This window comes from uncultured Subdoligranulum sp. (genome assembly GCF_963931595.1).
GTDB lineage: Bacteria > Bacillota > Clostridia > Oscillospirales > Ruminococcaceae > Gemmiger.
Genome location: NZ_OZ007030.1, coordinates 1,498,973 through 1,511,367, shown reverse-complemented (window position 1 = coordinate 1,511,367; position 12,395 = coordinate 1,498,973). Strand labels below are relative to the sequence as shown.

The following is a 12,395-nucleotide window of genomic DNA, read 5'->3' as shown; positions in this document are numbered from 1 at the left end:
GGCCGCGGTGCTTTTTTATTGTTTTTTCGCGGTTACAGCAGATCCACACCAGCGTCACGGCAGGCGTTCACCGTATCCGCATCCCACAGGCTGACCTGAACCTCGCCCACATGTACTTTCCCCAACAGGAGCATGCACAGCCGGCTCTGGCCGATGCCGCCGCCCATGGTCAGCGGCAGGGTGCCGTCCAGCAGCAGCTTGTGGAAGGGCAGTTCCGCCCGCTGGGGGCAACCCGCCAGGTCCAGCTGGCGGCGCAGGGCGTCGGCGTCCACCCGGATGCCCATGCTGGAAAGTTCCAGCGCACAGCCCAGCGGCTTGTGCCAGAACAGAATATCGCAGTTCAGCGTCCAGTCGTCGTAGTCGGGGGCGCGTCCATCGTGGGGCTTGCCGCTTTTCAGCTTGCCGCCGATCTGCTGGATGCAGATGGTCCCGTGCTTTTCGGCAAAGGCGTTTTCCCGCTGTTTGGGGGTAAGGTCGGGGTAGAGATCCTCCAACTCCTGGGTGGTGATGAAGGTCACTTCCCGGGTCAGGTGAATCTTTTTCAGGGCAGGGAACTTCCAGCGCAGTTCATCGGAGGTGGCGCACACGGCGTCCACGATGTCCCGAACGGTGTCCTGCAGGAAGGCGGCGGTGCGCTGGCGGGCGGTGATCACCCGCTCCCAGTCCCACTGGTCCACATAAATGCTGTGCAGGTTGTCCAGTTCCTCATCCCGGCGCACGGCGTTCATGTCGGTTACCAGGCCCTGGCCGGGGCGGAACCCGTACTTGTACAGGGCATAGCGCTTCCATTTGGCAAGGCTGTGCACAATCTCGGCCTGCTCGTCCAGGCAGGGTACGTCAAAGGCCACAGGCCGCTCCACACCGTTGAGGTCATCGTTGAGGCCGCTGCCGTGCAGCACGAACAGCGGTGCCGTGACCCGTTTCAGGTGCAGTGCCAGACAAAGTTTTTCCTGAAAGATTGTCTTGATCAGGCCGATGGCCTTCTGGGTGTCGTACAACCCCAGAAGGCTTTTGTAGTTTTCGGGAATCTGGACAGAACTCATAGTATTCTCCTTCTTATTCTTACAAAACAGGGAAAGCGGTCAGGCTTTGGCAAACTGGCTCTCATACAGCTGGGCATAGAACCCGCCCTTGGCCAGCAGGTCCTCGTGGGTGCCGCGCTCGATGATGTTGCCGGCCTTCATGACGAGAATCTGGTCGGCATTCTTGATGGTGGAAAGACGATGCGCCACAATGAAGCTGGTGCGGCCCTTCATCAGTTCCTCAAAGGCATCCTGCACAAGCACTTCGGTGCGGGTGTCGATGCTGGAAGTGGCTTCGTCCAGGATCAGGATGGGGGGACGCCGCAGCATGACCCGGGCGATGCAGAGCAGCTGCCGCTGTCCCTGGCTGATGTTGCCGCCATCCTCGGCCACCACCGTATCATAGCCATTGGGCAGCCGGCAGATAAAGCTGTGGGCACGGGCCCGTTTGGCGGCCTCCACGATCTCCTCCCGGGTGGCGTCGGGTTTTCCGTAGGCAATGTTCTCGGCGATGGTGCCGGATTTCAACCAGGTTTCCTGCAGCACCATGCCCAGGTTGGCGCGCAGACTGTCCCGGGTGACGGTGTCAATGGGATGACCGTCCACCTTCAGGCAGCCGCCGTTGATCTCGTAGAACCGCATGAGCAGATTCACCAGTGTGGTTTTGCCGCAGCCGGTGGGGCCCACCAGAGCGATGCGCTGTCCGGGCCAGACCCGCAGGTTCATGTCCTCGATCAGCGGCACGTCGGGGGTGTAGCGGAATTTCACGTGCTCGAATTCCACACTGCCGGCGCCCGCAGGCAGCACGACGGCATCGGGGGCATCGGGCTGGATGGGCGTTTCGTCGATGAGGTCAAAGACCCGCTGGGCGCAGGCCAGGGCGTTCTGCAGTTCGGTCATGACATCAGAGATGTCGTTGAAAGGCTTGGTGTACTGGTTGGCGTAGTTCAGGAATACCGTGAGCTCGCCCACCGTGATGGTGCCGGCGATGGCGGCGAAAGCGCCCAGCACGCCCACGGCGGCATACACCAGAGAGTTGACGAACCGGGTGCAGGGGTTGGTGAGGGAAGAGAAGAAGACGGCACGCACGCCGCATTTCTGCAGGTCCCGGTTGATCCGGTCAAAGCGTGCTTCGGCGCGGCTCTCGTAGCCGAAGGCGCGCACCAGGTGTTCGTTGCCCACCAGTTCCTCCACCAGGCTGGTCATCTCGGCGCGGGTTTCGCTCTGGACCTTGAACATGGAGTAGGTGTGGGTGGCGATAAAGCGCGCCACAAAGATGGACAGCGGCGTCAGTGCCACCACCACCAGGGCGATGCGCCAGTCGATGGAGATCATGACGCCCAGGGTGCCCAGGATGGTCAGCACGCCGGTGAACAGCTGGGTAAAGCCCATGAGCAGGCCGTCACTGAACTGTTCCACGTCGGTGGTGATCCGGCTGATGGCGTCGCCGGGGCGGTGGGCGTCCATGTATTTCAGCGGCAGGATCTCCATCTGCCGGAAAGCCCGGATGCGCATGTCCCGCACCACCTGGAAGGTGATGCGGTTGTTGACCACGTTCATCAGCCACTGGGCCACGGCGGTGCAGAGGATGGTGGCGGCGATGGCTACAGCCAGTTTGGCCAGCCCTGCAAAATCCACCTGGCCGGGACCCACGATCAGGTCCACTGCCTTGCCGGAGAGAACCGGCGCCAGCAGGGTGGTAAAGACGGTGACGGCGGCCAGGGTCAGCGTAAGGGCCACCAGCCCGGCGTAGGGGCGGATGAGTTTCAGAACCCGGCGGACGGTGGAACCATTGTGTTTGATCTGTTCGCTCATAACGTCTTGCCCACCTCCTCCTTGCTCAACTGGCTCAGGCAGATTTCCCGGTATACCGGACAGCTTTTCAGCAGCTCGGCATGGGGGGCGTCGCCGGTCAGCACACCGTCGTCCAGCACCAGAATGTGGTCAGCGCGCTGCACGCTGGCCGCCCGCTGGGATACAATAAAGACCGTCATGCCCTGGGTCTTTTCTTTCAGGGCCTTGCGCAGGGCGGCGTCGGTGGCGAAATCCAGCGCCGAGGCACTGTCGTCCAGAATCAGGATCCTGGGCCGGGAGACCAGGGCGCGGGCGATCGTCAGGCGCTGACGCTGCCCGCCCGAGAAATTGCGTCCGGCGGTTTCCACCGGTGCCTCCAGCATGCCGGGCTTACCGCGCACAAAATCGGCGGCCTGGGCGATTTCCAGGGCGGCCCAGATCTCCTCGTCGGTGGCCTCGGGGGCAGCCCAGCGCATGTTGTCCCGGATGGTGCCGGTAAAGAGGATGGCCTGCTGGGGCACAATGCCCACCCACTGCCGCAACTGTGTAAAGGAATATTTCTTTACATCGTGGCCGAAGAGTCGGACACAGCCTTCGCTGGCATCGTAAAAGCGGGCTACCAGGTCGATCAGCGTGGTCTTGCCGCTGCCGGTGCCGCCGATGACTCCGATGGTCTGGCCGGGCTGTGCCGTAAAGCTCACGTCGGTCAGGCTGGGGGCGCCGGCACCGCGGTAAGTAAAGGTGACACCCTCGAAGGATACGGCAGGCGTATCGCCGCAGGGAGCCAGTTCAGGGGATGCGGGGTCCGGCATGGAGGTGCGGGTGTTGAGAATCTCATTGACGCGCAGGCCGCTGGCCAGGGCGCGGGTCACCGAGATCACCAGATCGGCCAGACGCAGAAGGTTGATGAGGATCTGGCTCAGATAATTGATCAGGGCAATCACTTCGCCCTGGGTGAGGTTGCCCACATTGACTTCCCGGCCGCCGAGCAGCAGCAGCGCGATGACCGTCAGATTGACCACCAGATAGGTGAGCGGATTCATCAGAGCGGAGATCCGGCCGGCCCTGATCTGCATGGTTTTCAGATGGTCGTTGGTTTCCACAAAGGCGGCCAGTTCATCGGCCTGGCGGGCAAAAGCCCGCACCACACGGGCGCCCACGTAGTTTTCGCGGGTGAGCAGCGTGACGCGGTCCAGGCTGTTTTGAGCTTCATGGTAGAGCGGCACGGTGGTATGCATGATCCGCCAGACGATCAGCGAGATCACGGCGGTGGCTACCAGGAACAGCAGCGTCAGCCGGGGGCTGATGGAAGCCGCCATAACCAGCGCGCCCAGCACGATGAAAGGGCAGCGCAGCAGCAGCCGGAGCGTCAGGTTGAGGCCGCTTTGCACCTGGTTGATATCGCTGGTCATCCGGGTGACCAGGGTGGGAGTGCCGATGCCGTCCAGTTCGCTGTAGCTCAGGGTGCCGATGTGACGGAAAAGGTCCTTGCGCAGCGCAGTGCCGAACCCCAAGGCCGCCCGGGCCGAAAAAAACTGGGCGGTGAGGCTGCAGGTCAGTCCGATGACAGCCAGCAGAACCAGCAGGCCGCAGCGCTGCCAGATAAAAACGGTGTCGTGATCCTTGATGCCGGTGTCGATGATGCTGGCTACCACCAGAGGCACGAACAGCTCGAAGCAGGCCTCCAGCATCTTGAACAGCGGCGCCAGCAGGGCCTGTTTTTCGTAGCCCTTGAGATAGCGCAGCAATTTGTGCATGAACAAAACCACCTTATGGATTGAATGTTGGGGGGCGCGCTACCTAGTATAGCACAGTCTTTCCCATTTGTCATGGCAGGATTGGCCTCGATTCGATGATTATTTGCGCCGGTGGCGCCTATACTTGCTATGAGACCAAATCAGGAGGCACAAGGATGCTGTTTCAATATTATAAAGGTTTTTCCCGTGCGGCGGCCCATACCCTGCACACGGCGGTCATCCTGGCGGGACGGCAGGGATGTTCGGCGGCTGACACGGGTCATTTGCTGCTGGCCATGCTGCAGACTGCCCAGGGACCGGCGGCAGATTTCCTGCGGCGCAAACGGATCACCGAGTCCGCACTGCGCGGTTGCGTGCAGGCAAGAAGCTGCGGGACGCCGCGGTATCTCGGCAGACAGGACCTGGCCCCCGAGACCCGGAAGGCCATGGAGTTCGCGGTGCTGGGCGCCCATGCGGCCAGCGCGGCCCGGGCAGAAAACGAACATCTGCTCTGCGCCATGCTGGAGGATACATCCTGTACGGCCAGCGTCTGGCTGGCGTCCCTGGGCATCGAGGTACCCCAGGCTGCGCGGGAGTGCCGCCAGCTCTCGGGGCAGATGGTACTGCCGGCACAGCCGCGGATGGCGGCCACCCGCGGCGGCAGACCCAGCGAGAAGTACGGCCGGGATCTCACCAGGCTTGCCCAGGAGGGACGGCTGGACCCGGTACTGTGCCGGGACGCCGAGCTGGCCCGGATGATCGAGATCCTCTGCCGGCGCCAGAAGAACAACCCCTGCCTGCTGGGAGAGCCGGGTGTGGGCAAAAGCGCCCTGGCCGAGGCGCTGGCCCAGCGCATCGCCTCGGGGCAGATCACGCCGTCGCTGCGCAACAAGCGGGTGCTGGCGTTGGATATGGCCTCCATGGTGGCGGGCACCAAATACCGGGGAGATTTTGAGGAACGGTTCAAGAATCTGCTGGAAGAGCTCTACCGCGACAATTCCACCATCCTTTTCATCGACGAAATCCATGTGATCGCGGGGGCCGGGGCGGCCGAGGGGGCTATCGACGCAGCGAGCATCCTCAAGCCCATGCTGGCCCGCGGGGAGATCCAGCTGATCGGTGCCACCACGGTGGAGGAATACCGCAAGACCATCCAGAAGGACTCGGCCCTGGAACGGCGGTTCGGCAAGGTGATGGTGGAGGAACCCAGCCCCGCCGACGCGGAGACCATCCTGCGGGGACTGATGCCGCGGTACGAGCGGTATCACGGCATCGCCATTCCCCAGGAAGCCATCCACGCGGCGGTGGAGCTCAGCGTGCGGTACCTGCCGGGGCGGTATCTGCCCGACAAAGCCATTGACCTGCTGGACGAGGCGGCGGCCTCGGTGCGGATCGCCGGGGCGGAAGGGGATGGCAAGCCGCGCACTTTACAGCCTGCCGATGTGGCCAAGGTGGTCAGCGAAGCCAGCGGTGTGCCGGCGGAACGGGTAGGGGAAGCCGAGCGGGAACGGCTGGCCCACCTGGAAAGCCGCCTGGGCGCCGAGGTGATCGGCCAGCCCAAGGCGGTGGCCGCCGTGGCGGCTGCCATCCGGCGCAGCCGTACCGGGCTGCGGGAAGCGGGGCGGCCCATCGGTGCCATGCTGTTCCTGGGCCCCACCGGCGTGGGCAAGACCCAGCTGGCCCGCACGCTGGCCAAATGCTGGTTTGGCAGCGAGAAGGCGCTGCTGCGGTTTGACATGTCGGAGTATATGGAACGTCACACGGTGGCACGGCTCATTGGCGCGCCTCCGGGCTATGTGGGCCACGACGAGGGCGGCCAGCTGACCGAAGCGGTGCGCCGGCGGCCCTACAGCGTGGTGCTCTTCGATGAGATCGAAAAAGCCCACGGGGATATCCAGAATCTGCTGCTGCAGATTCTGGAGGACGGCTGCCTCACCGATTCCCAGGGACGCAAGGCGGACTTTTCCAACACGATCATTCTGCTGACTTCCAATCTGGGGGCGCGCTGCCTGAGCGGTCAGACCGCCCCGTTGGGATTCGGCGCGGCGGACAGTGAAGCGGAGCGGAGGGGCAAGCAGGCCCTGCAGGAGGCCAAGGCCTTTTTCCGGCCGGAACTGATGGGCCGCCTGGACGAGACGGTGCTGTTCGATCCGCTGGGTCCCCAGCAGCTGGCGGCCATCGCCGACCGCCTGCTCACCGAGCTGGAGGAACGTGCCGCCCAACAAGGCTATACGCTGAACCATACCCCGGCGGCCGCACGCTGCCTGGCGGGGGACAAAGTGCCGCCCTACGGGGCGCGGGAACTGCGCCGCACGGTGAGCCGGGCGGTGGAGCAGGCGCTGGCCGATCGGATTGCGGCAGGCACGGCCCGTGCGGGTGCGGTGTATACCGCCGATGCCGGGCCGGACGGGACCATCGTGCTGCAGGAGACCGATCTGGCCGCCTGCGTATAAGGAGAAAACGGAAAGGCCGCCCGGCCATACAGCCGGGCGGCCTGATTCTTATGGAAAATCACCGGGTACTGTGGGGCATCTGCCAGCCGTTGTGGTCAGTGTGCAGCCATTCTTCGGAAAGTTCGCTGCCGGGAGCTTCCAGTGCTTCCCGGTAGAGGGTCTGAATTTCGGGGTTTTCGTGGCTGAACCGCAGGGTGCTGCACTGGTCCAGGGCGTAGAGCCGCTGTCCGCGCTGGGCGGCGCGCTCTTCGTCGTCCAGGTTCTGGGGCTGTCCGCCGCCGCCCGCGCAACCGCCCGGACAGGCCATCACTTCCACAAAGTCGTAGCGGACCTTGCCGGCGGCAATGGCGTCCAGCAGATGGCGGGTGTTGCCCAGACCATTGACCACGGCGGTGCGTACCATGGCGCCGCCACCCAGGTCAAATTCCGCCTCGGTCCAGCCCTGAGCAAAGGCCTGCCCGCGTACAGCGGTAAAGGCCTCGGCCGGGGGATTCTTCCCGTTGACAAGGTAGTATGCGGTGCGCAGCGCCGCTTCCATCACGCCGCCGGTCGCGCCGAAGATGACCCCGGCGCCGGTGTAGGTGCCCAGCGGGGAGTCCAGGGCTTCTTCGGGCAGCGTTTCGGGGTGCAGCCGCTCCGCCCGGATCATCCGCACCAGTTCCCGGGTGGTCAGGACCAGGTCCACGTCCCGGCCGGCCTCGGTGTGCATGGTGGGCAGGTCGCATTCCTGCTTTTTGGCAATGCAGGGCATCAGGGACACACAGTAAATTTTTTCGGGCGGCACTTCCAGCTTTTGGGCAAAATAGTTTTTGCTCACGGCGCCGAACATCTGCTGGGGGCTCTTGGCCGTGGAAAGACGGTCGGTCCACTGGGGGTAATGGCTTTTGAGATACCGCACCCAGCCGGGGCAGCAGCTGGTGAACATGGGCAGTTCCCGGGTCTCGCCGGCCTGGTAGCGGTGCAAAAACTCGGTGCCCTCCTCCATGATGGTCAGGTCAGCACTGAAGGAGGTGTCGAACACATAGTCAAACCCCAGCCGCCGCAGACAGGCAGCCATCCGGTGCACGGTGGCCTGCTCAGGGGCAAGGCCCAGCGTTTCGCCCCAGGCGGTGCGCACGGCGGGAGCGATCTGGACCACGGTGATCTTATCGGGATCGGCGATGGCATCAAAGGCGCGCTGGGCGTCGTTGCGTTCCCGCAAGGCGCCGGTGGGACAGTGGGTGATGCACTGGCCGCAGAGGGCGCAGTCACTCTCCTTGATGCGGCGGTTGCCGCTCACGTCCACCCGGGTACGGCTGCCGGTGCCGGACAGGTCCCACACATGGACGCCCTGCACTTTGTCGCACACCTGGATGCAGCGCATGCATTTGATGCACTTGTTGGTGTCGCGGTACAGGGGAAAATCCCGGGGCCATTGGGCCCGGGCACCGGTCACCAGATCGGAAGGGTAGGGGTTCTCCAGAATGCCCAGATCGTTGGCCACATTCTGTAAATGGCAGTTGCCGCTGCGCGGGCAGGTGGCGCAATGGCAGTCGTGCTGGCTCAGGATCAGTTCCACATTGATGCGGCGGGTACGGCGCACCCGGTCGGTGTTGGTGCGGATGGCCATGCCTTCAAAGACCGGGTTGTTGCAGCTGGGTACCAGGTTGCGTTCCCCCTCGATTTCCACACAGCAGACCCGACAGGCGCCGATCTCGTTCAGGTCCTTCAGATAGCACAGATGGGGGATATCCACCCCGGCGGCCTTGGCAGCGTTGAGGATGGTGGTGCCCTCCGGCACCCGGACGGCCGCACCGTTGACTGTGATGTTCACCATTGGGTCGTCCTCCCTCCTTTGAAGATGCCATAGCCGAAGTGGTCACACCGCAGACAGCGGCTGGCCTCCTGCATGGCTTCCTCGTGGGTCATGCCGCAGCTGGCCAGGGCAAAGTCCTGGCGTGCCTCCAGGGCGTTGCGGCTCTTGAGCTGGATACGCCCGCAGGGCGGCGTGTTGGACAGTCTGGCGGGCGGAATTCTGACGCCGGTGCCGATGGTATGGGCGTAGCCCAGAAAACTGTCGATGTTGGCAGCGCTGACCTTGCCGGCGGCCACCGCACGGATGACGGTGGCGGGCCCGGTTACGGCGTCACCGCCCGCAAAGACGTTGGGGGTTCCGGGCACATATCCCGACAGATCGGCTTTCAGGGCGCCGCGGCTGGTACCGATGCCGCCCTTTTCAAATTCATCGGATTCGATGCGCTGCCCGATGGCAATGATCAGATAATCGCAGGGGATGCGGAATTCCTTCTGCCGGGCATCCCGCGGGGCGGGGCGGCCGTCCCGCCCGTATCCGCCGATGATCTGCGGGCGGGTCCACAGGGCGCTGACCCCCCCGTTCTCGTTGGCCTCGATGCGGGCCGGGGCCTGCAGGGGCAGTATCTGGCAGCCTTCCGCCATGGCGTCTTCGATTTCCTCGGGCAGGGCGGTCATGTCTTCCACCCGGCGGCGGTAGACGCAGGTCACACTCTCGGCACCCAGCCGGATGGAAGTGCGGGTGGCATCCATGCTCACGTTGCCGCCGCCGATGACCACGATGCGCTTGCCGGTGAAATCAGGGGCGTTGCCCTCGCCGCAGCCGCGCAGGAATTCCACGGCGGACAGCACGTTGCGGCTGTTTTCACCCTCCAGGCCCAGCTTCTTGTCAGCGTGGGCTCCGATGGCAATGTACAGCGCATCGTATTCTTTCTGCAGGTCGGGCAGCTGCAGGTCCTTGCCCACACAGACGCCGGTTTTCACCTCCATGCCGGTGGCCAGAATGTAATCAATGTCCCGCTGAAGTACCTCGGGTGGCAGGCGGTAGTCGGGAATGCCGTAGCGCAGCATGCCGCCCAGCTTTTCCCGCTGCTCAAAGACGGTGATGCTGTGGCCCATCAGGCGCAGGTAGTAGGCAGCCGTCAGGCCGCTGGGACCGCCGCCGATGATGGCCACCCGCTTGCCGGTGTCCTCGGCGGGGGCCGGCGGGGTCTGGGCGCCCGCATGGTCGGCGGCATAGCGCTTGAGACCGCAGATGTTGACGGCGTCGTCCACCAGACGGCGGCGGCACTGCCGTTCACAGGGGTGCTCGCAGACGTAGGCACAGGAGTGGGGGAAGGGGTTGTCCTTGCGGATGAGGTCCATGGCGTCGTCATACTGGCCCTCCCGGATCAGGGCAATGTAGCCGGGAATATCCACGTGGGCGGGGCAGACCGTCACGCAGGGCACCGGCTGTTTCAGCGAGCAGATGCACCGGCCGTACCGGGCGTGCTCCTCGTAATCTTCCCGGAAGCCCCGTACCCCCTGCAGCACCATGGCCGCAGCCTCGTAGCCGATGGCACAGTCGGCGGAATCCACAATGGCGGCGGCCGTCTGCTCGATGAGATCAATGGTGCCTTCCGGCGCAGTCTGGTCCAGGACGTTTTCCAGCAGGGTCTCCAGCTGGGAAAGGCCGATGCGGCAGGGAACACATTTGCCGCAGGTCTGTGCATGGCACAGGCGCAAAAAATTCAGCGCCATATCCACCGGGCAGAGCCCCGGCGGGTTGGCGGCGATGCGGTGCCCCATGTCGCGGCAGAGGTCCTGTACCACCTGCTGCGCGCGGTCGGGCGTCTCGATGGAAAGTCGTATCATAGAAGCAATTCCTCCGTATGGTCGGGTGGTCTTGTTCCTATTATACGGGCTGGAGAATGATAAATCAATAACAAATTCAACAATCATTGAAAAATACTGTGCAATATAACAAAAAACGGCGCAAAAAAGAGAGCGCCAGACTTCCGCGCGGTTCCATAAGAAAACAAAGTCGCAAAACTCTGTCTGCAAAGCGGCCTCTGCCGCGTTATCGGGCTTTGCATTCCACCAAGGAGTGCTGCAGCCCTCTGCCTTGCATAGACCGCTTTGCAGCGGTTTTGCGATGCTTCGCAGTTCTTGCAGAACCCTTGTTTTCTTATGTCGCCCGCGCTTTTCCCGGTGCTCTCTTGTACGTTGAAAACGTTACGGCTTTACGCGGAACTCCTGCTCACAGTAGATGCAGCGGTAGCGTCCGCTGGGGGTGAGCGTAAAGATATGGTCGCAGCCCTCTTCCACCGAGGTCACGCAGCGGGGATTGGTGCATTTGATCACGTTGACCAGACGCTGGGGCTGTTTGGGGCGGATTTTCTCCACGATGTGTCCGTCCGCGATCACTGTGATGGTAATTTTGGGGTCCAGATAGCCCAGAATGTCGAAGTTCAGCTTGCTGACATCACCCTCAATTTTGATGATGTCCTTTTTGCCGCTCTTCTGGCTGCGGACGTTCTGCAGCAGGGCTACGCTGGCATCGTGCAGCTTTTCCAGTTCCATCAGGTGGTACAGGCCCAGGCCGGTACCGGCGGTAATGTGGTCAATCACCACGCCGTTCAGAATCTCATCAACCGTTAACATCAAAGGCTACCTCCCCGGTTTTGGGGTCTGCAAGACCCAGCAGCGTCATAATCAAGGCCATGCGCATGTATACGCCGTTCTGTGCCTGCTCAAAATAGGCGGCACGCGGATCGTCATCCACGTCCAGCGTGATCTCGTTCACGCGGGGCAGAGGATGCAGCACCGCCATATCGGCGGGGGCCAGCGAAAGTTTTTCCTTGGTCAGGATGTAGCTGTTCTTCAGGCGGATGTAATCTTCCTCGTTGAAGAAGCGCTCCTGCTGCACACGGGTCATGTACAGAATGTCCAGATCCGGCAGGGACTGTTCCAGATTGCGGGTCTCGATGTAATCGATGCCGTTGGGGGCTAGCACTTCGCTGATGATGTAGTCCGGCACCCGCAGCTCTTCGGGCGAGATGAGCACGAACCGCATGCCCGGCAGGCGGGACAGGCTCTTGATCAGGCTGTGGACGGTGCGGCCGAATTTCAGGTCGCCGCAGAAGCCGATGGTCAGGTTGTCCAGGCGACCTTTGCGGCGGCGGATGGTCATCATGTCCAGCAAGGTCTGGGTGGGGTGGCTGTGGCCGCCGTCGCCGGCGTTGATGACCGGGATGCGGCTGTAACGGGCAGCCCGCAGCGGGGCGCCCTCCTTGGGATGGCGCATGGCGGCGATGTCGGCGTAGCAGCTGATGATGCGGATGGTGTCGGCAACGGTCTCACCCTTGGAGGCGCTGGAGACGCGGGCGTCGGGAAAGCCCAGCACCTGGCCGCCCAGATTGAGCATGGCTGCCTCAAAGGAGAGGCGGGTGCGGGTGCTCGGCTCGTAGAACAGCGTCGCCAGGCGCTTGCGGTAGGCAACGTCCTTGTACGCAGCCGGGTCGTCGTGGATACGGTCGGCCAGATCCATCAGGCGAAGGGTTTCATCCAGCGTAAAGTCCGCCGGGTCGATCAGATGTCTCATACACATTCCCCTTTAA

8 protein-coding genes are annotated in these 12,395 nt (G+C 63.2%); 1 reads left to right on the top strand and 7 read right to left on the bottom strand.

Annotation, left to right across the window (positions count from 1 at the left end):
* Window positions 1-32: 32 nt before the first annotated feature.
* The 3 genes from asnA to ABGT73_RS07230 are packed head-to-tail and all read right to left on the bottom strand — an operon-like array spanning window position 33 to window position 4,573.
* Window positions 33-1,043: an aspartate--ammonia ligase gene (gene asnA / locus ABGT73_RS07240; RefSeq protein WP_346669128.1), complete on the bottom strand. Its 1,011-nt coding sequence runs from the start codon at window positions 1,041-1,043 to the stop codon at window positions 33-35.
* A gap of 39 nt (window positions 1,044-1,082) precedes the next feature.
* Complete coding sequence (locus ABGT73_RS07235) at window positions 1,083-2,837, bottom strand: ABC transporter ATP-binding protein (RefSeq protein WP_346669127.1); 1,755 nt, start codon at window positions 2,835-2,837, stop codon at window positions 1,083-1,085.
* On the bottom strand, window positions 2,834-4,573 hold the full coding sequence (locus ABGT73_RS07230) for an ABC transporter ATP-binding protein (protein ID WP_346669126.1): 1,740 nt from the start codon (window positions 4,571-4,573) through the stop codon (window positions 2,834-2,836). Before ABGT73_RS07230 ends, ABGT73_RS07235 begins: the two co-directional genes overlap by 4 nt.
* Before the next feature lie 155 nt (window positions 4,574-4,728).
* On the opposite strand from ABGT73_RS07230, the gene ABGT73_RS07225 reads away from it, so the two are divergent.
* Entirely contained in the window at window positions 4,729-7,005 is a 2,277-nt protein-coding gene (locus ABGT73_RS07225) for an ATP-dependent Clp protease ATP-binding subunit (protein ID WP_346669125.1), read from the top strand.
* Window positions 7,006-7,063: 58 nt separating this feature from the next.
* Here the strand turns inward: ABGT73_RS07225 and ABGT73_RS07220 are convergent, their stop codons facing one another.
* The 4 genes from ABGT73_RS07220 to pyrB all read right to left on the bottom strand — a co-directional run bounded on the left by ABGT73_RS07220 (window position 7,064) and on the right by pyrB (window position 12,379).
* Window positions 7,064-8,821, bottom strand: a complete 1,758-nt coding sequence (locus ABGT73_RS07220; RefSeq protein WP_346669124.1) for a [FeFe] hydrogenase, group A — start codon at window positions 8,819-8,821, stop codon at window positions 7,064-7,066.
* Window positions 8,815-10,650, bottom strand: coding sequence for an NAD(P)-binding protein (locus ABGT73_RS07215; RefSeq protein ID WP_346669123.1), 1,836 nt, complete (start codon window positions 10,648-10,650; stop codon window positions 8,815-8,817). Before ABGT73_RS07215 ends, ABGT73_RS07220 begins: the two co-directional genes overlap by 7 nt.
* A gap of 360 nt (window positions 10,651-11,010) precedes the next feature.
* A complete protein-coding gene (locus tag ABGT73_RS07210; RefSeq protein WP_346669122.1) occupies window positions 11,011-11,439 on the bottom strand; it encodes an aspartate carbamoyltransferase regulatory subunit in 429 nt (142 codons plus the stop codon).
* Window positions 11,426-12,379 carry an aspartate carbamoyltransferase gene (pyrB, locus tag ABGT73_RS07205; RefSeq protein WP_346669121.1) on the bottom strand — a complete coding sequence of 318 codons (954 nt, stop codon included), beginning with the start codon at window positions 12,377-12,379 and terminating at the stop codon, window positions 11,426-11,428. Before pyrB ends, ABGT73_RS07210 begins: the two co-directional genes overlap by 14 nt.
* Between the last annotated feature and the right edge of the window lie 16 nt (window positions 12,380-12,395).

Coding starts and splice junctions, on each gene's coding strand:
- ABGT73_RS07215 (WP_346669123.1), bottom strand. CDS start 10,650: ATGATACGACTTTCCATCGAGACGCCCGACCGCGCGCAGCAGGTGGTA.
- ABGT73_RS07235 (WP_346669127.1), bottom strand. CDS start 2,837: ATGAGCGAACAGATCAAACACAATGGTTCCACCGTCCGCCGGGTTCTG.
- ABGT73_RS07230 (WP_346669126.1), bottom strand. CDS start 4,573: ATGCACAAATTGCTGCGCTATCTCAAGGGCTACGAAAAACAGGCCCTG.
- ABGT73_RS07220 (WP_346669124.1), bottom strand. CDS start 8,821: ATGGTGAACATCACAGTCAACGGTGCGGCCGTCCGGGTGCCGGAGGGC.
- ABGT73_RS07210 (WP_346669122.1), bottom strand. CDS start 11,439: ATGTTAACGGTTGATGAGATTCTGAACGGCGTGGTGATTGACCACATT.
- pyrB (WP_346669121.1), bottom strand. CDS start 12,379: ATGAGACATCTGATCGACCCGGCGGACTTTACGCTGGATGAAACCCTT.
- asnA (WP_346669128.1), bottom strand. CDS start 1,043: ATGAGTTCTGTCCAGATTCCCGAAAACTACAAAAGCCTTCTGGGGTTG.
- ABGT73_RS07225 (WP_346669125.1), top strand. CDS start 4,729: ATGCTGTTTCAATATTATAAAGGTTTTTCCCGTGCGGCGGCCCATACC.